The sequence below is a fragment of the Pseudomonas peli genome (genome assembly GCF_900099645.1).
In the GTDB taxonomy this organism is placed as follows: domain Bacteria; phylum Pseudomonadota; class Gammaproteobacteria; order Pseudomonadales; family Pseudomonadaceae; genus Aquipseudomonas; species Aquipseudomonas peli.
Genome location: NZ_FMTL01000001.1, coordinates 1518230 through 1539138, shown reverse-complemented (window position 1 = coordinate 1539138; position 20909 = coordinate 1518230). Strand labels below are relative to the sequence as shown.

Annotated in this window: 19 protein-coding genes; 9 read left to right on the top strand and 10 right to left on the bottom strand. The window is 61.5% G+C overall.

What is annotated here, in order from left to right:
• Positions 1 to 110: 110 nt before the first annotated feature.
• The 4 genes from ompR to BLO50_RS07290 all read left to right on the top strand — a co-directional run bounded on the left by ompR (position 111) and on the right by BLO50_RS07290 (position 6427).
• Positions 111 to 845 carry an osmolarity response regulator transcription factor OmpR gene (gene ompR, locus BLO50_RS07305; protein ID WP_090250422.1) on the top strand — a complete coding sequence of 245 codons (735 nt, stop codon included), beginning with the start codon at positions 111 to 113 and terminating at the stop codon, positions 843 to 845.
• 26 nt (positions 846 to 871) lie between these two features.
• Positions 872 to 1279: a hypothetical protein gene (locus BLO50_RS07300; RefSeq protein ID WP_143003807.1), complete on the top strand. Its 408-nt coding sequence runs from the start codon at positions 872 to 874 to the stop codon at positions 1277 to 1279.
• Complete coding sequence (locus BLO50_RS07295; protein ID WP_090250417.1) at positions 1276 to 2589, top strand: ATP-binding protein; 1314 nt, start codon at positions 1276 to 1278, stop codon at positions 2587 to 2589. Before BLO50_RS07300 ends, BLO50_RS07295 begins: the two co-directional genes overlap by 4 nt.
• A 67-nt stretch (positions 2590 to 2656) precedes the next feature.
• Positions 2657 to 6427: a bifunctional diguanylate cyclase/phosphodiesterase gene (locus tag BLO50_RS07290; protein WP_090250413.1), complete on the top strand. Its 3771-nt coding sequence runs from the start codon at positions 2657 to 2659 to the stop codon at positions 6425 to 6427.
• Between the two features lie 84 nt (positions 6428 to 6511).
• On the opposite strand, the gene rimK is transcribed toward BLO50_RS07290, so the two are convergent.
• Together rimK and rimB are read right to left on the bottom strand one after the other, a co-directional pair.
• Positions 6512 to 7417 (bottom strand): 30S ribosomal protein S6--L-glutamate ligase, encoded by a 906-nt coding sequence (rimK, locus tag BLO50_RS07285; protein WP_090250411.1) that lies wholly within the window; start codon positions 7415 to 7417, stop codon positions 6512 to 6514.
• Entirely contained in the window at positions 7414 to 7881 is a 468-nt protein-coding gene (gene rimB, locus BLO50_RS07280) for a retropepsin-like aspartic endopeptidase RimB (protein WP_090250408.1), read from the bottom strand. The genes rimK and rimB overlap by 4 nt, the downstream gene beginning before the upstream one ends.
• A 98-nt stretch (positions 7882 to 7979) precedes the next feature.
• On the opposite strand from rimB, the gene BLO50_RS07275 reads away from it, so the two are divergent.
• The gene (locus BLO50_RS07275; RefSeq protein WP_090250405.1) at positions 7980 to 8414 is read left to right on the top strand and encodes an RNA-binding S4 domain-containing protein; all 435 of its coding nucleotides are present in this window, start codon (positions 7980 to 7982) and stop codon (positions 8412 to 8414) included.
• Between the two features lie 68 nt (positions 8415 to 8482).
• Here the strand turns inward: BLO50_RS07275 and BLO50_RS07270 are convergent, their stop codons facing one another.
• The gene (locus BLO50_RS07270; protein ID WP_090250403.1) at positions 8483 to 9274 is read right to left on the bottom strand and encodes a phosphatase PAP2 family protein; all 792 of its coding nucleotides are present in this window, start codon (positions 9272 to 9274) and stop codon (positions 8483 to 8485) included.
• 215 nt (positions 9275 to 9489) lie between these two features.
• Between BLO50_RS07270 and hslO the strand changes: the two genes are divergently transcribed.
• The 3 genes from hslO (at position 9490) to BLO50_RS07255 (ending at position 14790) form a co-directional block, all read left to right on the top strand.
• The gene (hslO, locus tag BLO50_RS07265; RefSeq protein WP_090250400.1) at positions 9490 to 10377 is read left to right on the top strand and encodes an Hsp33 family molecular chaperone HslO; all 888 of its coding nucleotides are present in this window, start codon (positions 9490 to 9492) and stop codon (positions 10375 to 10377) included.
• Positions 10378 to 10557: 180 nt separating this feature from the next.
• A complete protein-coding gene (locus BLO50_RS07260; RefSeq protein ID WP_090250397.1) occupies positions 10558 to 12099 on the top strand; it encodes a phosphoenolpyruvate carboxykinase in 1542 nt (513 codons plus the stop codon).
• A gap of 762 nt (positions 12100 to 12861) precedes the next feature.
• Positions 12862 to 14790, top strand: coding sequence for a RecQ family ATP-dependent DNA helicase (locus BLO50_RS07255; RefSeq protein WP_090250395.1), 1929 nt, complete (start codon positions 12862 to 12864; stop codon positions 14788 to 14790).
• A gap of 3 nt (positions 14791 to 14793) precedes the next feature.
• On the opposite strand, the gene BLO50_RS07250 is transcribed toward BLO50_RS07255, so the two are convergent.
• The 6 genes from BLO50_RS07250 to BLO50_RS07225 are packed head-to-tail and all read right to left on the bottom strand — an operon-like array spanning position 14794 to position 19703.
• Positions 14794 to 15231, bottom strand: coding sequence for a nucleoside deaminase (locus BLO50_RS07250; protein ID WP_090250392.1), 438 nt, complete (start codon positions 15229 to 15231; stop codon positions 14794 to 14796).
• A gap of 28 nt (positions 15232 to 15259) precedes the next feature.
• Positions 15260 to 15871: an ABC-type transport auxiliary lipoprotein family protein gene (locus tag BLO50_RS07245; protein WP_090250390.1), complete on the bottom strand. Its 612-nt coding sequence runs from the start codon at positions 15869 to 15871 to the stop codon at positions 15260 to 15262.
• Positions 15868 to 16785, bottom strand: a complete 918-nt coding sequence (locus tag BLO50_RS07240) for an MlaD family protein (protein ID WP_090250387.1) — start codon at positions 16783 to 16785, stop codon at positions 15868 to 15870. Before BLO50_RS07240 ends, BLO50_RS07245 begins: the two co-directional genes overlap by 4 nt.
• Positions 16786 to 17574, bottom strand: coding sequence for an ABC transporter ATP-binding protein (locus tag BLO50_RS07235; protein ID WP_090250385.1), 789 nt, complete (start codon positions 17572 to 17574; stop codon positions 16786 to 16788).
• Positions 17571 to 18716 (bottom strand): MlaE family ABC transporter permease, encoded by a 1146-nt coding sequence (locus BLO50_RS07230; protein WP_090250383.1) that lies wholly within the window; start codon positions 18714 to 18716, stop codon positions 17571 to 17573. Before BLO50_RS07230 ends, BLO50_RS07235 begins: the two co-directional genes overlap by 4 nt.
• A 60-nt stretch (positions 18717 to 18776) precedes the next feature.
• On the bottom strand, positions 18777 to 19703 hold the full coding sequence (locus tag BLO50_RS07225; RefSeq protein ID WP_090250381.1) for a DHH family phosphoesterase: 927 nt from the start codon (positions 19701 to 19703) through the stop codon (positions 18777 to 18779).
• Between the two features lie 189 nt (positions 19704 to 19892).
• On the opposite strand from BLO50_RS07225, the gene BLO50_RS07220 reads away from it, so the two are divergent.
• Positions 19893 to 20234 (top strand): cupin domain-containing protein, encoded by a 342-nt coding sequence (locus BLO50_RS07220; protein ID WP_090250378.1) that lies wholly within the window; start codon positions 19893 to 19895, stop codon positions 20232 to 20234.
• Positions 20235 to 20245: 11 nt separating this feature from the next.
• On the opposite strand, the gene BLO50_RS07215 is transcribed toward BLO50_RS07220, so the two are convergent.
• On the bottom strand, positions 20246 to 20899 hold the full coding sequence (locus tag BLO50_RS07215; RefSeq protein ID WP_090250376.1) for a DUF3313 domain-containing protein: 654 nt from the start codon (positions 20897 to 20899) through the stop codon (positions 20246 to 20248).
• Positions 20900 to 20909 lie beyond the last annotated feature (10 nt).

The following is a 20909-nucleotide window of genomic DNA, read 5'->3' as shown; positions in this document are numbered from 1 at the left end:
ATCTGCTAACAATGGGCTGCACGTCGGCTGTGGCACCTGAGCCATAATGCCGGCCATTGCATACTGCCAGCGCGTCCGCGCCCGGCGGAGGTCTGGTCAAGGAGCCCTGAATGAGCAGCACTGCACTTCCTGTTGAAGGCGAAAAAATCCTGATCGTCGACGACGACGCTCGCCTGCGTCGCCTGCTTGAGCGCTTCTTCGACGAGCAGGGCTACCGTGTGCGCGCGGTGGAAAACGTCGAGCAGATGGACCGCCTGCTGGCCCGCGAGCTGTTCAACCTGGTGGTGCTCGACCTGATGCTGCCGGGTGAGGACGGGCTGTCTGCCTGCCGTCGCCTGCGTGAGTCGAACAACCAAGTGCCGATCATCATGCTCACCGCCAAGGGCGATGAAGCCAGCCGTATTCAAGGCCTGGAACTGGGCGCTGACGATTACCTGGCTAAGCCTTTCAACCCGCGTGAACTGCTGGCGCGCATCAAGGCTGTGCTGCGCCGTCAGGCGCCGGTAGTGCCAGGCGCGCCGGGCAGCGAAGACGAAAGCGTGAGTTTCGGCGAGTACGAACTGTCTCTGGCCACTCGCGAGCTGAAGAAAGGTGAGGAAGTGCACATGCTCACCACTGGCGAGTTCGCCGTACTCAAGGCGCTGGTGCAGCACGCCCGTGAGCCGTTGACCCGCGACAAACTGATGAATCTAGCCCGTGGCCGCGAGTGGGACGCCCTGGAGCGTTCCATCGACGTGCAGATATCCCGTCTGCGCCGGCTAATTGAGCCGGATCCGTCGAAGCCGCGCTATATCCAGACCGTCTGGGGTGTTGGCTACGTGTTTGTGCCGGATGGTAATAAGTGACATGGCGGGTGGTGCTCACGGCGTGCTTGCAGGTACTGCTGTTAAGCGCGTCGGCTGTTCTGCTATTCGTGTATCTGCATGAAACCGCTGTATCAATGGCAGCGTCACGCGGGCTGAGCCTGCGTGGCGGGATCAGCTGGGGCATTGCGCTGCACCTCGCGCTGTATGTTTTTGTTGCCCTGTCGGTGCTGCAAAATGCCGCTGCAGTGCGTTGGCCCGCCAGACGAATCAGGGTGGCGGTGCTGGTTTGGCTGGTCTTCACGGGGTTTTTAACGCTGTTGGCGAACCCCTTTGCACCTTGGGCTCATCCTTATCGTTGGGCACTTTTACTCTTTTGCTCCACGGCAGGTTTTGCCTTGTCTCTGGCTGGCCAGAATGTATGGCCGCTTATACAGCGGCGCGGTTTCACTGTTCGCTTACGGTCTGATGCATGAAAACCCCTCTCTGGTTCCCGCAAAGCTTTTTCGCCCGCACGCTGTGGCTGGTGCTGATCGTGGTGCTGTTTTCCAAGGCGCTGACCCTGGTTTATCTGATGATGAACGAGGATGTGCTGGTCGACCGTCAGTACAGCCACGGCGCCGCATTGACCCTGCGCGCCTATTGGGCGGCGGACCCGGAAGACCGCGCCACCATCGCCGAGGCTGCCGGGCTGAAGCGGGTGCCTTACGAGCAGGTGCCCGCCACCGAACAGCACTGGCCCTACAGTGAGATTTTCGAGCGTCAGATGCGCACTGAGCTGGGCCCTGACACCGAGGTACGGGTGCGCGCCAAGAGCCCGCCGGCACTTTGGGTGCATGCACCAGCGCTGGGTGACGATTGGTTACGGGTGCCGCTGTATCCGCACCCGCTGCGCGGTCAGCGGATCTGGAGTGTGCTGGGCTGGTTCTTGGCCATTGGCCTACTGTCCACCGCCGCCGCGTGGATTTTTGTGCGTCAGCTCAGTGCACCGCTCAAGCGCCTGGTATTCGCTGCCCGGCAGATCGGTAAAGGCCGCAGCGTCAGGCTGCCGGTCAGCGATACGCCGAGCGAGATGACCGAGGTGTACCGCGCCTTCAACCAGATGGCCGAAGACGTTGAACAGGCAGCCCGCGAGCGGGAGCTGATGCTCGCCGGGGTGTCGCATGACCTGCGCACGCCGCTGACCCGTCTGCGCTTGTCCATGGAGTTTCTGCACACCGACTCGGAACTGACCGAAGACATGGTGCGCGATATCGAAGACATGGATGCGATTCTCGACCAGTTCCTGGCCTTTATCCGCGACGGGCGTGACGAGCCGCTGGAGCAGCTGGATTTGCTTGAGCTGATCCGTGAAGTGGTTGCGCCGTATAACCAGAAGCAGGAAATGGTTCGGCTGTGCCTGGAGTCCGTGCCAGCATTTCCATTGCGCCGAGTGTCGCTCAAACGGTTGCTGGTCAACCTGATCGAAAACGCCCTGCGCTATGGCGGCAATGCGGTGGAGGTGGCGGTTTCCCTGTCGGGTGACCACAGCGCGCCGTATGTGGTGTTGAGCGTGCTGGACCGTGGGACAGGGATTGATCCGGCGGAGCTGGGCAGTATTTTCAATCCCTTTATTCGTGGTGACCGCGCCCGGGGCGGGCAAGGTGCCGGCCTGGGTTTGGCCATCGTTAAGCGGATTGCTGCCTTGCACGGCGGCAGCGTCGAGTTGCGCAACCGCTCTGGCGGTGGCCTTGAGGCGCGGGTGTGCCTACCGTTAGGTCTGTTGTTACCGCGCGACGCCGTCTAGACCGCACTGGCATACTGTCATCACTGCGCTGAACTATGCTTTATCAGCGCGATGACATGAGGTCAGCATGCCTGCAGTTCCCCACCGCCTCTCTCTATGGACTTGGCTGCTGCCGTTGCCACTGCTCCATCTGGCCACCTGGCTGTCCCTGGCGACTCAGTTCACCGACGGGTCGGCGCTGTGGTATCCGCCGTTTGCCTTGGCGCTGGTGTTTGCGCTGTGGTGGGGGCCGCGCGTACTGCTGGCGGTGTACCTCAATGCAGCGGTGTCGATCCCACTGTGGGGGCTGGAGTGGCAGTGGGCTGCGCTCTATGCCCTGCCGGAAACCCTGGGTGTAGCGCTGGCCTGGCTGTTGCTGCGATTGCGGCCGTTTGACCCGGCCTTGCCCGATCTCAGCCATTTGCTGCGCTTTATGCTGCTCGGCGTGCTGTTGCCAATTGTTCCCATGGTGCTGGGGGTGCAGGGCAATCTCTGGTTGTTCGGTCACCTGCCGCTTGAGGCGTTGCTTTCGGGCAGCATGACGCTATGGCTGGCTGACAGCCTCACGGCCTTGGCCCTCGCCATCCCCTTATTGGTCTACCTGACGCCCTGGTTACGCCGCCGCGGTTGGCTGGCGGGCCCCGTGCGCAGCGGCTGCGAGCACGTGCCCGAGGTGCTACGCCAGTTACCGCCATGGCCGCTGCTGCTGGTGCTGTTAATCGGAATGCCGTGGCTGCTCGGTGTCTTGCCGCTAACCCTTAATTTGCCGTTGATCGGCGTGATGATGCTGGGCCTGGCCTTGGTCTGGGGCTTTGCCGGCGGCCTCTGTGGCGCTGCGCTCAGTGTGTTGATGGTGTTGATTCTGCCGCTGTTGCGCGGCCTGGTGAACAGTTCAGCCTGGCTCGACCCGCAGCGTCTGGAACTGCATTTCAGCGTACTGCTATTTATGCTCGCCACGCTGCTGGTGGGGCGCAGCCTGAGTGACCTGCGCCAGGCCTTGGCGCGCAGTGCGCAGATACAGCAGCAACTGGCTCTGGCCAACCTGGCGCTGGAGGCCAGCCCACTGGGGGTGATCATTGCTGATGCCCGTCAGCCGGCGTTGCCGCTGATCTATTGCAACCCGGCGTTCGAGCAGATTACCGGTTACAGCCGCGAGGAAGCCCTGGGCAACAACTGGAACTTCCTGCTGCGTGATGATCAACAGCAACAGGGCTTGAGCCGCTTGCAGCAAGCGGTGCGCGAGGGCATGGGCTGCGATGTGGTGCTGCGTAACTACCGCAAGGATGGTCAGCAGTTCTGGAATGAATTTACCCTTGCGCCGATGCGTGACGACCAGGGCATTAGCCATTTCGTCGCCCTGCAAAGTGATGTCACTGCCCGCGAGCAGCTGGCTACCCAAGTGCGTTCGCAGAGCGACGAGCTGCTCAAGCAAAGCTACCTGTTCAGCCAGACCGAGCACATTGCCAACCTGGGTGGCTGGGTGTTGAACATGCCCGAGCAGAATATGGACTGGAGCGCCGGCTGCTTTCGTATTTACGAGCTGGACCCGAAAAACGGCACGCCGGACCTCAGTGGTGCCCTGAGCTACCTGGATGCCAGCGGCCGAGTATTGGCCGAGCAAGTGCTGCAGCAGCTGATTGATGGGCTGGAGCAATTCGACATTGAGGTGCGCCTGCTGACTGCCAAGGGCAAGACGCGCTGGCTGCGTATCCGCGGTATTACCGAGCGTGATGGCGCCGAACTGGTCAGGGTGTATGGCGCGTTGCAGGATGTCAGTGCGCGTAAATACGCCGAGCAGCAACTGCGCGAGCGTGATGAGCGGCTGCGCCTGTTCTTCGAAGCGCCGCTGATCGGTATGGCCCTGACCAGTCCGAGCTTTGCCTGGGAAGAGGTCAACCATAAGCTCTGCAGCATCCTTGGACGCTCGCGCGAACAGCTGCTGGCGGCCAGCTGGGAAGAGCTGTCGCAGGACGATGACCTGCGTAACGAACAGCCGCTGCTCGACCAGGTACTCAGCGGGCATCGTGAAGGGTTCGAGTTGGAAAAGCGCTTTCGTCGGGCCGACGGCAGCCTGGTGCACACCCGTGTCAGCCTGCGTGCGGTGCGCCACAGCACCGGTCGGGTGCGCATGTTTCTGTTGCTGGTCGAAGACATCAGCGAGCGCCTGCAGGCCGAGGCGCGCTACCGCACCATCGTCGAGAATGCGCCTGAGGCGATCCTGCTGTTCGATCTCAACGGAACGCTGGTCGAGTGCAACGACAATGCCCTGCGTTTGCTGGGTTACAGCCGCGAGGAAATCGCCAGCAAGCGCGTATTTGACCTGAGCCCTAACAAGCAGGCCGATGGTCAGCTTACGGCTGAGCTGGGTAAGGTTTACTTGAAGCGGGCAATGAAGGGTGAAGCGCCAGTATTTGACTGGTTGCACCGCGACAGTAAAGGGCGACAGATTCCATGCGAGGTGCGCCTGGTGCGCATGCCCGGTGAGCCGGTGCTGATTCGCGGCAGCGTCACCGATATTTCCGAACGTCAGCGTTATCAGCGTGAAATTGAGCGACTGGCGTTCAGCGATGAACTCACCGGTCTACCCAATCGGCGTCTGCTGCTCGACCGCCTGCAGCATGCGATGGACCGTGAACAGCGCGAAAATACCCTGGGCGCCCTGTTGTTCATCGATCTGGATCACTTCAAGACGGTCAACGACAGTCTCGGTCATTTGGTCGGCGATGGCCTCTTGCGTGAGGTGACGGCGCGACTGGCCAGTGGTTTACGTGCCGAAGACACCCTGGCGCGGATGGGCGGGGACGAATTTGTGGTGCTGCTCGAAGGGCTCGACAGCAACCCGCAACTGGCGGCTGAAGCGGCAGCCATTACAGCGGAGAAGCTGCTGAAAAGCCTGGTGGGCACCTGCTGGATTGATGGTCACGAGCTGTCGATCAGCGCCAGTATCGGTATCGCCCTGCATCCTTTCGGCAGTCAGGTGGCCTCCGACGTGCTGAAACAGGCGGATACCGCCATGTACCGGGCCAAGCAGGGCGGGCGCAACGCGTTGCATTTCTTTGCCCCGGAGATGCAGGCGGCTATCGACCAGCGCTTGCAGATGCAAAGCGAACTGCGCCAGGCGGTGCAGCGCAACCAGCTGTACCTGGTGTTTCAGCCGCAACTGGCGTTGGCCACCGAGCGTATTGCCGGCGCAGAAGTGCTGTTGCGTTGGGTGCACCCGGAGCGCGGCGAAGTCATGCCCGGCGACTTTATCCCGTTGGCCGAAGAAACGGGGTTGATCGAGGAACTCGGTGCCTGGGTGCTGGAACAGGCCTGTGCAGCGCTGGCACGCTGGTTACCGCAGTGGCCGCAGCTGGTATTGGCAGTCAACCTGAGCCCGCGTGAACTGCGCCAGCGTCACTGTGTCGCGCGCATCAGTGAGTGCTTAGCACGCCATCAGGTGCCGGCCACGGCGCTTGAGCTGGAAATCACCGAAGGCGTGTTGCTGGAAGAAGTCGAGCAGTGCATCAGCAATATGCAGGCGCTCAAGACGCTGGGCGTGCGGTTTGCCATTGATGATTTCGGCACTGGCTACTCCTCGCTGACTTACCTCAAGCGCCTGCCGCTGGATCGTTTGAAGATTGACCGCAGCTTTACCTGGGATATGGACGCTGAAGACGGCAGCGGCCTGGTATTGGTGCAGACCATCTTGGTGATCGCCCGCAACCTGGGGTTGGAGTGCGTGGCCGAAGGCATTGAAAGCCAGTGGCAACTTGATTGCCTGCGTCAGCATGGCTGCTCGTTGGGGCAGGGCTATCACTTCAGTCACCCGCTGAAAGAAGCGGATTTCCAGGCCTGGATGGAGCGGCACGACGTATAGGCTTGAGTCTGTGTGTCGGCACCTCTGCCGCGTCCTGCCATACAGGCCCGGCCATGTTTGGCCGTGCGTTCGCCTATATCCGGCTCAACCCTTGCCTTTGGTGCGCGTCAGGTTTGGGCCGCTGTTCTTCTCCAGGTGCTGGATTACCAGGCTGGCGACATCCTTGCCGGTGGTGGTTTCGATGCCTTCCAAGCCGGGCGATGAGTTCACCTCCATCACCAGCGGGCCGTGATTGGAGCGCAGGATATCCACGCCGGCTACGCTCAGCCCCATCACCTTGGCCGCGCGGATGGCCGTCATGCGTTCTACCGGGGTGATCTTGATCAGGCTGGCGCTGCCGCCACGGTGCAGGTTGGAGCGGAATTCGCCGGGCTTGGCCTGACGCTTCATCGCTGCAATCACCTTGTCGCCCACCACGAAGCAGCGGATGTCCGCGCCGCCGGCCTCCTTGATGTATTCCTGCACCATGATGTCCTGCTTGAGGCCCATAAAGGCCTCGATCACCGACTCGGCAGCGGTGGCGGTTTCGCACAGCACCACGCCGATGCCCTGGGTGCCTTCCAGCACCTTGATCACCAGCGGTGCGCCGTTGACCATCTGGATCAGGTCGGCAATGTCATCCGGCGAGTGGGCGAAACCGGTGACCGGCAGGCCGACACCCCGGCGCGACAGCAGTTGCAGCGAGCGCAGCTTGTCCCGCGAGCGGGCGATGGCCACCGACTCGTTGAGCGGAAACACGCCCATCATCTCGAACTGACGCAGCACGGCGCAGCCATAGAAGGTCACTGAGGCGCCGATGCGGGGAATCACTGCATCGAAGCCTTCCAGCGGCTTGCCGCGGTAATGGATCTGCGGCTTGTGGCTGGCAATGTTCATATAGGCACGCAGGGTGTCGATCACCACCATCTCGTGGCCCCGCTGTTGCCCGGCTTCGACCAGGCGGCGGGTGGAATACAGGCGCGGGTTGCGCGACAGCACGGCGATCTTCATGGGGCACCAGGGGAGTCAGCGAGGGTGGGTTTGTTCTGTACGTAAGTCAGCGCCGGGTTGACCAGCAGCTGACCGGCAATCAGCGCCTTGGAGCCAAGCAACACGCGGTAGCGCATGGTTTTGCGGCATGTCAGGGTGAATTCGACCGGCCATTCGCGCTCGCCTAGCGTCAGGGGAGTGCGAATCACATAGCGCGACTGACTGTGGCCGTTGGAGCTTTTGATGGTTTTCACTGAAACCAGTTGTGCCTCGCAGCGATGCCGACGCTGCACCACTGTGCCGAGGTGGGCGGTAAAGCGCACCCAAGGCTCGCCGTCGCGGTCGAACGGTTGAATATCGCTGGCATGTAGGCTGGAGGTACTGGCCCCGGTATCAATTTTGGCGCGCAGGCCGACCATGCCCAGTTCCGGCAGGTTGATCCATTCGCGCAAACCGATTACGCCAAGTTGGTCAAAAGTCTTCAAAGGGCAGTTCCGGGTTATGTGCGGGCATTCTAGTTGGCACGTGTGACAACTGCATCAGGCAAAATGTCCGCCTGCACGGTGTGATCAGCGAGGGCCGGATGAGCGAGAAAAAAGACGACGACAAGGTACGCCTGGATAAATGGCTGTGGGCCGCGCGTTTCTATAAGACCCGCGCCTTGGCTAAGGCGGCGATTGAGGGTGGCAAGGTGCATCATCGCGGTGAGCGCTGCAAACCCGGCAAGGAGCCGAGGGTGGGCGATGTTTATGTGATTCGCACTGGCTTTGAGGAGCGCAGTGTAGTGGTGCAGGCACTGTCCGTGGTGCGTCGCGGTGCGCCTGAAGCGCAGGCGTTGTACACCGAGACAGCCGAAAGCATTGAGCGCCGCGAACAGGCCGCCGCACAGCGTAAGGCCGGGGCACTGGGCATGCAGACCGAGGGTCGGCCCAGTAAGAAGCAACGGCGGCAGATTCACGACTTCAATGACCGGCAGGATGGCGGCCTGCGCCATCCGTGGGCTGATGACGAGTTCTAGGCCGCGTGTCGCCGACCGCCGTGCTCAGCAGCGCTGCACTGTTCAGCTGCGCACGGCACAGCCTTCGCCTAGCGGCCGCTGATAACGTTCAGTCGGCCCAGCATTGGCAGCGTTGCCAGGCTCTTGAGCAGCGGTTGGGTAACATATTCCAGCCATTCGCTGGTCTTGTACGCAAGCGGGGTATAGCAGGACCAGGCCAAGCCCAGCAAGGCGAGGAACAGGCCGCCTACCAGGGCATCCGAACCACAGTGCGCACCCGCCACCAGACGCGGCAGCATAAAGATCACCGCCATGCTCCAGACCAGCAGCAAACGCCAGTTGCGTGCAAAGAAGCTCATAAACATCGCCCAGATCAACAGCACTGATGCGTGATCGCCAGGGAAGCTGCGGGTGGCGCTGTCCTTCATATCCCAGCGTTCTTCCCAGTCCGGGAACAGTTCGGTCAGCCGTGCGGCGCCTTCCACTACCAGGGATGCGCTCGGGCGCTGCCAACCCATCAGTTTGACCAGCTCGGCGAAACCGACGCGAAACAGCAGCATCACGATCAGCGCCGCGAGAAAGGCATACAGCGCCTTGCGCACTTGGGCGCTGCTGAACACCAGATCGGCCTTGAGCATCACGGCCAGCATCAGCACGCCAACACCCATGTCCACCGGGCGCATGCTGCCGATCGCCCAGGTTGGTGCCCACAACCTGGCGCTGTGCACGGGCTCATTGAGCAGGGCAAACAGCTGCAGGTCGAATTGGTCCCACAGCGCGCGGCTGGGTGCCCACAACCAACTGGCAAGCAGCAGAGCGACGAGATGGCTGGCAACCAATGGGCGAATACGCCACTGATCGTTAAGAAAAGCAGGGGTCATGCAGAGACATCCTTGTCATCTGTAGGCTTTTAAAGCGGCCGGCATCCTAGGGAGTTGGGCCCGAAATGCAAAATTTCTCCCTGTCTTTTGCCGACAACTGTGACCCGGTTTTGTATCGATAGCTTCCACCCGCAGCGCTGATAGATAAGAGGCGCTTGGTCGGATGGGCGTTTGCGCCTAAAATCGCGGGCCGAGTCACATTCAGTGAAGTTGGCATGTCTGATTTTTCCCAACGCTTCTTGTTCGACGACAGCGATATCCGTGGCGAACTGGTCGGCCTGACCGACAGCTACAGCCATGTGCTGGCCAAACACACCTACCCGCAACCGGTCGCCCAGCTGTTGGGTGAACTGCTTGCTGCCGCCTCTTTGTTGATTGGCACCCTGAAATTTGAAGGCCTGCTGATTCTCCAAGCGCGCTCCTCCGGTGCCGTGCCCCTGCTGATGGTTGAGTGCTCCAGCGAAGGTGAGCTGCGCGGTATCGCCCGCTACCACGCTGAACAGATCACTGCCGATGCCAACCTGCGCGAGCTGATGCCCGATGGCGTGCTGGCCATGACCGTTGACCCGAAATCCGGGCAGCGTTATCAAGGCATCGTCGATCTGGAAGGGGATACCCTGGCCGATTGCCTGACCAATTACTTCGCCACGTCCGAGCAGTTGCCGACGCGTTTCTGGCTCAGCGCCGATGGCCAGCGTGCTCGCGGCCTGCTGTTGCAGCAGCTGCCGGCGGACCGCCTGAAAGAAGCGGATGAGCGTGAAGCCAGCTGGCAGCATGCCATGGCCCTGGCCGATACGCTGAAGGCTGAAGAACTGCTGGGCCTTGATAACGAAACCCTGTTGCATCGCCTGTATCACCAGGAGGCGCTGCGCCTGTTCGACCCACGTGCCTTGCTGTTTCGCTGCAGCTGCTCACGTGAGCGCTCCAGTCGCGCGCTGATCAGCCTCGGCCAAGCCGACGCCGAAGCGCTGGTGCAGGAGCACGGCGGCAGCGTGGAAATCGATTGCCAGTTCTGCAACGAGCGCTATCTGTTCGATGCCGCCGATGTGCTGCAACTGTTTATCGATGGCAGCATCGAAGCGCCATCGGATACGCGCCACTGAGTTTCAAGCAGATTCGGGGGCACACAGCCCCTAAACCGTGTCGGAATGATCTGATCAGAGGCTGCACCCGCAGCTGGCTTTTTCTGGCATAATCCGGCGCACTTTTTTCGCTGTAGTAGTGATCAGATTTCTACTACAAAACGTTCGGAAGACTCGGCCACGTGGCCGACGGGGACCCACATGACGCAAGCCAACAACGCCGTGTACACCGACATCAGCGCTGCCCAACTGGTCGAAGAAGCTCTTCGTCGCGGTGAAGGCGAGCTGGCCGCCAACGGCTCGCTGGTCGTACGCACAGGCCATCGCACTGGTCGTTCGCCGGCTGATCGCTTCATCGTGCAAGAGCCGAGCACCGAGGCGAAAATCGCCTGGGGCGCAATCAACCGTCCGTTCCCGGCTGACAAGTTCGATGCCCTGTGGGACCGCGTACAAGCGTTCTCCGACGCGCAGGACAGCTTCGTGTCCTACGTTCATGTAGGTTCTGCCGACGCGCACTACCTGCCGGTCAAGATGACCACCGCCACCGCCTGGCAGAACCTGTTCGGCCGTTGCCTGTTCATCAATCCGGAGCAGTACAACCCGGCTGGCAAAGACGAGTGGCAAGTGCTCAACGTCGCCAACTTCGAATGCGTACCGGAGCGTGATGGCACCAATTCCGATGGCTGCGTGATCCTCAACTTCGCCGCCAAGAAAGTCCTGATCGCCGGCATGCGTTACGCCGGTGAAATGAAGAAAGCCATGTTCAGCGTGCAGAACTTCCTGCTGCCGGACGCCGACGTGCTGCCAATGCATTGCGCGGCCAACATCGGTGAAGAAGGCGACGTGACCCTGTTCTTCGGTCTGTCCGGCACCGGCAAGACCACCCTGTCGGCTGACGAAAGCCGCTACCTGATCGGCGACGACGAGCACGGCTGGGGCGTGGGCGTGGTGTTCAACATCGAAGGCGGTTGCTATGCCAAGTGCATCGACCTGTCCGAGAAGAACGAGCCGGTAATCTGGAAAGCCATCCAGTTTGGCGCCGTGCTGGAAAACGTGGTGCTCGATGAGAACCGCGTACCGAACTACGCCGACGACAGCCTGACCCAGAACAGCCGCGCGGCTTACCCGCTAGAGCTGGTCGAGAAGCGCAGCGAGAAGAACCTCGGCGGTGAGCCGAACGCCGTGATCTTCCTCACCTGCGACCTGACTGGCGTACTGCCGCCGGTGTCGATCCTCAACGAAGAGCAAGCGGCTTACCACTTCCTCTCCGGTTACACCGCGCTGGTCGGTTCCACCGAAATGGGTTCGGGCGGCGGCATCAAGTCGACCTTCTCCACCTGCTTCGGTGCGCCATTCTTCCCGCGTCCGGCTGGCGAATACGCTGAGCTGCTGATCAAGCGTATCCGCGGCTTCGGCTCCAAGGTCTATCTGGTCAACACCGGCTGGACCGGCGGTGGCTACGGTGTTGGCAAGCGTTTCAACATCCCGACCACCCGTGGCGTGATTGCAGCGATTCAGAGCGGTGCGCTGATCGGTACCGAAACCGAGTTGCTGCCGATCATCAACCTGAGCGTGCCGAAGTCGGTACCGGGCGTTGAAACCAATCTGCTCAACCCACGCAACACCTGGGAAGACAAGAACGCCTACGACGAAGCCGCCAAAGGCCTGGCCGGTCTGTTCATCGAGAACTTCAAGAAGTTCGATGTCAGCGATGCCATCAAGAACGCCGGCCCGCAGCTTTAAGTTGTAACTGTCGCGTTGAAAAAACCGCCGAAATCGGCGGTTTTTTTATGCATGGGAAATTAAGCATCAATCTGTAGGAGGCGCTTTAGCGGCGAACTTTCGTTAATGAGCGAGTTGTCGCGGCTAAAGCCCTTCTCGGGGTGCACTGGCAGGCACAGTAAGAAACGGAAAAGCCGCCCGGAGGCGGCTTTGGGTGCGTATCTGCTAGCAGATCAGGCACGTTTGCTGGTGTCATGCGTTGCACTCTTGCTCAGGTGGCCGCTCTGCACGGCCTTGGCTGTTGCTGTATGGCTGTCTCGGGCCACAGCGCTAACGGGGTTGGCAACTCAGGCGATTTCCAGGGCCATTGTCTGCAGCTGTCGACTTCAGCATGACTGGCGAGTGCCAGGTAGGTGTCGATATGTCGCGGGTGGCCGCTGGTGCTTTCGAGTTGTGTGGCGGCGTTAGGGCCATGGTTTGGCACACCTAACGGCGAACCTGAGTTTCCCGCCAGACTGCGCATCGGCCTGTGGTTCGCATCAGCTACTCCGGTTCCGCCGGGGTCTTTGCTGTGCGGCCATCTGGCCTGGGTGGTGAGCGATCTAGTGGATAACCGGCAAGCTGCCGCTGAAACCAGATACCTGCATACTCATCTCCTTTTTTATTGGCATGGTTTGAATGTACGCCTGTGTTGCCCGTGGTGTTAGTTGGATTGGCAATAGCGGTGCGACCTGTAGGAATTAATCATTGTTTACCGCCGCGGCGGTCAATGGAGTGACAGCCATGAGTACCCTGGAACGTGTGTTCGGCTTCAAGCAATTGCGCCCCGGTCAGGAGCGTGTGGTCACGGCCGTTCTGGCTGGGCGTTCGGCGGCGGCGATCTTCCCCACCGGTTCGGGCAAGTCGTTGTGTTATCAGCTGCCGGCGTTGCATCTGCCGCACCTGACCCTGGTGGTCTCGCCCTTGCTGGCGTTAATGCAGGACCAGCTGGCGTTCCTGCATGGCCGTGGCATCAGTGCCGCCAGTATCGATTCGGCGCAAAGTCGCGAGGAGGCCAGCGCGGTGATGGCCCGGGCGAAATCCGGTGAGCTGAAGATTCTGATGATCTCGGTCGAACGGCTAAAGAACGAGCGGTTTCGCAACTTTATCGGCCAGGTGCCGATCTCGTTGCTGGTGATTGACGAGGCTCATTGCATCTCCGAGTGGGGCCATAACTTCCGCCCGGATTACCTCAAACTGCCGGACTATCAGCGCCAGTTCGGCATCCCGCAGGTGCTGCTGCTCACTGCCACGGCCACGCCGCCGGTGATTGCCGATATGCAGCAGAAGTTCGCCATCGCCGCTGATGATGTGGTCACCACAGGTTTCTATCGCGCCAACCTCAACCTGCTAGTCGAGCCAGTCAGCGGCGCCGACAAGCAGCGTCGTCTGGAGCAGTGGTTGGATGCCAAAGCCGGGCAGCCAAGCATCGTTTACGTCACCCAGCAGAAAACTGCTGAGCAAGTGGCCACGCGCCTGAGCCAGCGGGGCATTGCTGCCAGTGCCTACCACGCCGGTATGCCGCATGAGGCGCGCGAGGCGATTCAGCGTCAGTTTATGGCCGGGACGATCAACTGCATCGTCGCCACCATCGCCTTCGGCATGGGCATCGACAAGGCCGATATCCGCAATGTGCTGCACTTCGACCTGCCAAAATCCATCGAGAATTACAGCCAGGAGATCGGTCGCGCTGGGCGCGATGGCCAGCCCTCCGACTGCCTGGTGCTGGCCAATCGCGACAGCCTCAACGTGCTGGAAAACTTTGTTTATGGCGATACGCCGGAGCTGGACGGCATTCGTTGTGTGCTCGATAAGCTGCTGAGTGAAAGTGATAACGGCGAATGGGAGCTGATGCTTAACCAACTCTCCGAGCAGAGCAATATCCGCCAGCTGCCGCTGAAAACCCTGCTGGTGCAGTTGGAGCTACGCGGCATCATCGCCCCGCGTTACGCCTATTTCGCCGAATATCGTTTCAAATTCCTCCTTGAGCCCGAAGCGCTGCTGGAGAAGTTTGAGGGCGAGCGGCGGCAGTTTGTCGAGGCATTGATCAGCACCTCGCAGCGCGCCCGTACCTGGTGCACGGTGGATTTCGACCAGCTCTATCAGCAGCACCAGGCCGAGCGCGGTCGGGTGATCAAAGCCCTGGATTACTTCCAGGAAAAGGGTTGGGTCGAGTTGGAAAGCAAGCAGATGACTGAGGTCTACGCGCTGCTCGACCCGGGCTTCGATCCCGCGGCCTTGAGCGTCGAACTGCACGGCTATTTCAGCCAGCAGGAGGCCAGCGAGATCAGCCGGATTCACGCCATGCTCGCGCTGTTTGCCAGCGAGCAGTGCCTGAGTCAGCGTTTGGCCGCCTATTTCGGTGACGCCAACGCGCCGCAGCAGTGTGAGCATTGTTCGGTGTGCCGGGGACAGGTTGCCCGGCTACCCGAGCCGCCAGCGTTGCCGCCGCTGGCGGAGCTGGATATGCAGGCACTCTGTGACGGTTTTGTGCGCAAGCATCAGGAACTCAAGGGCGTTGAGCCGAGCACTGAATGCCTGACGCGCTACCTCTGTGGCATCAGCGTGCCGCTGTTCACCAAGCTCAAAGCGCGTCAGTTCAGTGGCTTTGCTGCGTTGGACGCCTACCCCTATGCGGCAGTGCGCGAGTGGCTGATCGCCCAGCGCGGCTAGCCGCTACTCGCCAATATCCTCGTTCCACAGCGTCGGTTGGGTGGCGATAAAGGCCTGCATCAGGTGCAGGCATTCGTTGTTGTGCAGCACATCGAGCTGCACGCCGCGCTCGCGCAGCAACGCTTCTTCGCCGAGGAAGGTCTGGTTCTCGCCGATGATCACCTTGGGGATGCCATACAGCAGGATTGCGCCGCTGCACATCGCGCAGGGTGAAAGAGTGGTGTAGAGCACCGACTCGCGGTAGGTCTGCGCGCTTTGCCGGCCGGCGTTTTCCAGGGCGTCCATTTCACCATGGCGGATGGCGCTGCCTTGTTGCACGCGACGGTTGTGGCCACGGCCGATAATCTGGCCGTTATGCACCAGCACCGAGCCGATCGGGATGCCGCCTTCGGCCAGGCCCTGGCGGGCTTCGTCGATGGCCGCTTGCATAAATTTGTCCATGGTTCGCCCCTCGCTGGAACAACTCAGTTCATTTTTGCTGCGCGGTCTGACCTTGGGTCAGAGTCCACTCCAGCACCTCGCGGGCCAGTTGGTCGCCGGCCTGGCCGAAGGCGTTGACCACCGCCGGCACCGAGGTGTCGCTGGCCGCCTGGCTGACTTCGAAACGCCGGCTGGCGAGGATGCGCAGGCTGCCACTCTGCACCAGGCGGGCTTCGAATAGGATGCGCGCGGCTGGGCGGCCGTTCTGGTATTCGCTGTGGAAGGCGCGCAGGTCGCCGTCCAGCTCCAGGTCAGCCTGCAGGCGGCTTTCATCGCTGCTCACCGCCTTGAGGCGGCCGTCGTCGAGAAAGGCGTCGATCAGCCGGTCACGCAGCAGCAGCGGTGCGCGGTCGCTCCAGCGCACATCCTGGTAGGCGCTGATCTGGTCGCCCGGCGGCAATACGGCAATTCGCGTGCTGTCGAGCAGCTGGCTGCTGTAGGGCTTGTTCACCCGCAGCGCCCAATCGGCGCTGGCGTCATGGCTGGGCAGGCTGCTGGCCGGCAGGCGGTAGATGCTCAGCACCTGGCTTTTCGGCAAGACCGAGCAGGCGGCCAGGCTGCCGATCAGCAGCAGGGCGGCGAGCAGGCGAAGACGAATCATGGTTGAAACTCCTTGATGGTGTCACTGCGCAGCAGGTAGCCGGCCGGGTCTTCTTCCAGACGGCGGGCGAAGGAGCGCAGGGCGCTGAGGGTTTCGCGCAGTTCGACAATGGTCGGGCCCAGTTCGCCGATGCCTTGCATGCCGTTGTTAAGGGTGCTGTGGTTATCCGCTAACAAGCGTTCGACGCTGCTGCTGCTGCGCTCCAATGAGGCCATCAGACGATTGGCGCTGTTGACCGCGTCGTGGCCTGGGCCGCTGAGCAGCTGGTTGGCGTTACGCATCAGGTCAGTGGCCTCCTGGCTGGCGCGGGTCATCTGTTGCAGGGCCTGGCGCAGCTCGTCGCGCTGTTCGGCCACGCTGGCGCTGGTTTGTTCGATGTTGTCCAGAGTGCGGGAAATACGCCCGATGTTTTCGTGCGAGAACAGCTGGTTGGCGCGGTCGAGCAGGCGAGTGACGCTGACAACCAGGTCTTCACCGTTGGACATCAGGCGGGTCAGCGGTGATGGATCGGCGATGATTTCCGCCAGTTGGTCGTTCTTGCCTTCCAAGGCCGGGCTTTCCGGGGTGCCGCTGTGCAACTGGATCAGTGAGGCGCCGGTGATCCCGGTGATCGACAGGCGAGCGCGGGTATCCTGTTTGATCGGTGTGTTGGCGCTGACGCGGATGTGCGCGCGAACCTTGCGCGGATCGTTCGGGTCGAGGCGCAGGCTGATCACGTCGCCGACCTTGATGCCGCTGTACTGCACCGCGCTGCCGGCCGACAGACCGCTGACCGCTTCGTTGAAGATCACGTCAAAGTCGTGGGTTTCCTGGTCCGAGCTGGCCTTGCTCAGCCACAGGGCAAAGCCCAAGGCCGCGGCAACCATCAGCACGGTAAACAGGCCAATCAACACGTGGTGGGCACGCGGTTCCATTCAGTTGCTCCCTGGCGCGCCGCTGGCGGCCTGTTCGGCTGCGCGTCCGCGCGGGCCGTGAAAATACTCGTGAATCCAAGGGTTGTCGGTGGCGGCTACAACGTCCAGGCGGTCGGCCACCAGCACGCGTTTTTCCGCCAGTACGGCCACCCGATCACAGATGGTGTAGAGGGTGTCGAGGTCATGGGTGACCAGAAACACGCTGAGCCCAAGGGCGTCGCGCAGGGTCAGGATCAATTGGTCGAAGGCTGCCGCGCCAATCGGGTCGAGCCCTGCGGTGGGTTCGTCGAGAAACAGGATGTCCGGCTCCAGGGCCAGGGCGCGGGCCAGCGCCGCGCGTTTGATCATGCCGCCGGACAGTTCTGTCGGGTATTTGTCGCCCGCGCCACGTGGCAGACCGACCAGTGCCAGCTTGACCTGAGCCAGGCGTTCGGCGGCGGCGCGCGTGAGGCCGGCATGTTCGATCAGCGGCAAGGCGGTGTTCTCGGTCACCGTCAGCGAGGAGAACAGCGCACCGCGCTGGTAGAGCACACCAAACCGCCGCTCCAGCTGCGAGCGGCGCTCGGCGGGCAGGCTCAGCAGTTCTTCACCGAACACCCGCACGGTGCCGGTGTTGGCGCGACGCAGGCCGAGGATGCTGCGCAGCAGCACCGATTTACCCGTGCCTGAGCCGCCGACCACACCGAGCACTTCGCCGCGATACAGGTCCAGCGCCAGGTCCTGGTGCACGGTCTGCGCGCCGAAGCGGTTGACCAGGTTGCGCACTTCGATAATCGCTTCGCCCGTCACCAGCCCATCTCCATCAGAAACAGTGCCGCCAGGGCATCCAGTACGATCACCACGAAAATCGACTGGACCACGCTGGAAGTGGTGCGCTCGCCCACCGACTGCGCGCTGCCAGTGACCTTGAAACCTTCCAGACAGCCAATCACGGCAATCAGGAAGGCAAATATCGGCGCCTTGGCCATGCCCACCAGGAAGTGCTTGAGGGCGATATTTTCCTGCAGCATGGCCAGGTACATGGCCGGTGAGATGTCCAGGCTGAGGGCGCAGACCACCGCGCCGCCGAGGATGCCGCTGAGCATGGCGATAAAGGTGAGGATCGGCAGGGCGATCAGCAGGGCGAATACCCGCGGCAATACCAACAGCTCCATGGGGCTTAGGCCCAGGGTGCGGATGGCGTCAATTTCCTCGTTGGCCTTCATCGAGCCTATCTGTGCGGTAAAGGCGCTGGCGGTGCGCCCGGCCATCAGAATGGCAGTGAGCAGCACGCCGAATTCACGCAGGAAGGAAAACGCCACCAGGTCGACGGTGTAGATGCTCGCGCCAAAGTCGGCGAGCACCGTCGCGCCGAGAAAGGCCACCACCGCACCGACCAGAAACGTCAGCAGAGCGACGATGGGCGCGGCATTCAGGCCGCTCTGTTGCAAATGCGCGACCAGCGAGGTGATGCGCCAGCGGCCGGGGCGCAGAAGGATGGCGAACATCGCCGCCAGGGTCATGCCGATAAAGCCGAGCAGGGCGATACCTTGTTGCCAGAGCTCGTCGACGGCCTGCCCGATCTGCCCGAAGAATTCACGCCAGGCGGGGATGTGTTTGCTGGATAGCGCATCGCCGGCGTCGGCAATCGCTGTGCCCACGGTTTGCAACAGGGCGCGGCGCTCGCTGGGCAGCCCTGGCGCATCCTGAGCCAGTTGCGCTAAGCGCTGGCTCCCGAGCAACTCCACCAACAAGGCAGCACCCGCAGTGTCCAGAGCGCCAAGGCTTTGCAAGTCGACGCTGGCGGTGCTGCTCAATGTGCCGTGCAGTTGCCGGACCTGGGCTTCCAGGTCGGCGTAGTGAGCGAGTGTCCAGTCGCCGCCGATGCGCAACCCAGAAGGCGCATCCGTGCGGCTGGACTCAAGCGGCGTGATAAAAGGTACTGTGCTCATAGGGCACAGCTTAACCCTCTAGCAGAGGCTACGCCCAGCCTGCTTAGGACATCGTGCTGCCTAACCGTCGGCAGTGATTTCGGCAACCAGCTCGCGCAAAGCGGCTTCAGCGTCCTCGTTGGCCAGCTGGCAAGTGCCGGCATTGGCATGGCCGCCGCCGTTGTAGCTCAGGCACAGCTCGCCGACATTAGTGTTGGAGCTGCGGTCGAGGATCGATTTGCCGATGGCGAACACGGTGTTCTGCTGTTTAACGCCCCACATCACGTGGATCGAGATATTGCACTGCGGATAGAGGGCATAGATGACGAAGCGGTTGACCGCGTAGATCGTTTCTTCATTGCGCAGATCAAGCACCACCAGGTTGTGGTAGACCGTGGCACAGCGCTGGATCTGCGCTTGGGCCTCGCGTTGGTGATCCAGGTACAGCGCCACACGCTCTTCAACATCGGGCAGCTGGAGAATTTCATTGATGCCGTGGGTCTGGCAGAAGTCGATCAGCTGCATCATCAGCTGGTAATTGGAAATACGGAAATCACGGAAGCGGCCGAGGCCGGTGCGCGCATCCATGATAAAGCTCAGCAGCTCCCAGCCCTGTGGATCGAGGATGTCCTCGCGGCTGAATTGTGCGGCGTCCGCCTTGTCCACGGCCTCCATCATTTCGTCCCAGTCCCGTGGGAACGCGTCGTGACCGCCGTAGTGCTTCCACACCACCCTGGCTGCGGAAGGCGCATCGGCATCAATCAGGTGATTGCTCGCCGGTTGGTTACGCAGGGTCTCGCTGAGGTGATGGTCAAAGGCCAGGTGGCAGCCAGGGACATACGGCAGGTTGGTGGTGATGTCGTGACTGGTGATCGCCACTTTGCCGTCCTGCATGTCTTTGGGGTGGACGAAGAGGATGTCGTCGATCAGGTTCAGGTGTTTGAGCAGGGCGGCGCACACCAGGCCGTCAAAATCACTGCGGGTGACCAAGCGGTAAAGACTGGACATAGAGCATCTCCGGATCGGGCAAACGGCTGAATAAGCCAACAGGCCCTCTTCAAAGTAGCACGCGGTTGGTACGTCGGCCTGAGTGGAGGGGCTGCGCTTCCAGGCAGTTGCAGGTCGACCTCAGGACAGTCGCGGCAGGTGGGCGGCCTTAGGCTGCGGGTGATGTTCTACCGACCTTAGGAGCCACTCATGTCACCGATTACCGTACTGCGTGATACCCAGCCGATTCCGCTGCTGGATGCCTGCAAGTGGACGCGCATCGCCGGCGAGCCGCACACCGTCAACCTCAACGCCTACACTTCGGCGGACGGCAGCAAGATAATGGGCACTTGGATCTGCACGCCCGGTAAATGGCAGGTGGCCTATGAAAAGTGGGAGTACTGCCACTTCCAGGAGGGTTACTGCATCATCACCCCTGAGGGTCAGGCGCCGATTCATCTGCGGGCCGGCGACATTTTTATCGTCGAGCCCGGGATGAAAGGCACCTGGGAGGTGGTCGAGACGGTGCGCAAATACTTTGTATTTGCCTAAGCCGTCAGACCTTAGGGTTTGAAGTTGCGCGCATCTTTGGCCCACTCATCCAGCGCCGGCTTGATGTCCTTGAGGCTGAGCTGAGTGCTGTCGTTTTCCAGCTGCAGGCCATGGCCCTTGCGTATCACGCGGGTCATCGGCTGGCTGTTGCGCCCGTCGATGGCTTCCAGCTCAACATAAATGCTGCTGTTGAGATCGCGAGTACCGGCGGCGGTGCTGGCGGCCGCGGCAACCAGGGCAATCGGCACCACTTCGTAGACTTTCAGCCCTTCCGGCGACAGGTTGACCGCGGTTATGGCCGAGCGCAGTACCAGGGTGTCACGGTCGGCATATTCGACAACCTTGAATCGTCCAGCCAGTTCAAGGCGTATGGCCTGCTGCAAGTAGAGGGCAATGCTGTCCAAGGTCTGCTGGCTAACTTGGGCGGTGGGCGTCGGTGCGGGGTAAAACACTGGCCGTTCGACCAATACCGTGCGGTAGTTCTCGGGCTTAAAGTCCGCTGATACCCAGCGCATCACCGGCGCGCCGCTGGCCGACTGTGCGGGCTGTAGCTGTGAGTAATCACTGAGGAAGCCCGAATACTGCGACGGTTGCGGGGTGTTGCTGGCGCAAGCGGTCAGTAACAGCGTGGCGGAAAGGGCAAGGCCAAGGATTTTTAGCGTCATTGCGGCGATC

Coding starts and splice junctions, on each gene's coding strand:
- BLO50_RS07250 (WP_090250392.1), bottom strand. CDS start 15,231: ATGGACAAATTTATGCAAGCGGCCATCGACGAAGCCCGCCAGGGCCTG.
- BLO50_RS07255 (WP_090250395.1), top strand. CDS start 12,862: ATGAGTACCCTGGAACGTGTGTTCGGCTTCAAGCAATTGCGCCCCGGT.
- BLO50_RS07230 (WP_090250383.1), bottom strand. CDS start 18,716: ATGAGCACAGTACCTTTTATCACGCCGCTTGAGTCCAGCCGCACGGAT.
- BLO50_RS07270 (WP_090250403.1), bottom strand. CDS start 9,274: ATGACCCCTGCTTTTCTTAACGATCAGTGGCGTATTCGCCCATTGGTT.
- BLO50_RS07215 (WP_090250376.1), bottom strand. CDS start 20,899: ATGACGCTAAAAATCCTTGGCCTTGCCCTTTCCGCCACGCTGTTACTG.
- BLO50_RS07240 (WP_090250387.1), bottom strand. CDS start 16,785: ATGGAACCGCGTGCCCACCACGTGTTGATTGGCCTGTTTACCGTGCTG.
- rimK (WP_090250411.1), bottom strand. CDS start 7,417: ATGAAGATCGCCGTGCTGTCGCGCAACCCGCGCCTGTATTCCACCCGC.
- BLO50_RS07220 (WP_090250378.1), top strand. CDS start 19,893: ATGTCACCGATTACCGTACTGCGTGATACCCAGCCGATTCCGCTGCTG.
- BLO50_RS07225 (WP_090250381.1), bottom strand. CDS start 19,703: ATGTCCAGTCTTTACCGCTTGGTCACCCGCAGTGATTTTGACGGCCTG.
- hslO (WP_090250400.1), top strand. CDS start 9,490: ATGTCTGATTTTTCCCAACGCTTCTTGTTCGACGACAGCGATATCCGT.
- BLO50_RS07245 (WP_090250390.1), bottom strand. CDS start 15,871: ATGATTCGTCTTCGCCTGCTCGCCGCCCTGCTGCTGATCGGCAGCCTG.
- ompR (WP_090250422.1), top strand. CDS start 111: ATGAGCAGCACTGCACTTCCTGTTGAAGGCGAAAAAATCCTGATCGTC.
- BLO50_RS07260 (WP_090250397.1), top strand. CDS start 10,558: ATGACGCAAGCCAACAACGCCGTGTACACCGACATCAGCGCTGCCCAA.
- BLO50_RS07295 (WP_090250417.1), top strand. CDS start 1,276: ATGAAAACCCCTCTCTGGTTCCCGCAAAGCTTTTTCGCCCGCACGCTG.
- BLO50_RS07290 (WP_090250413.1), top strand. CDS start 2,657: ATGCCTGCAGTTCCCCACCGCCTCTCTCTATGGACTTGGCTGCTGCCG.
- BLO50_RS07275 (WP_090250405.1), top strand. CDS start 7,980: ATGAGCGAGAAAAAAGACGACGACAAGGTACGCCTGGATAAATGGCTG.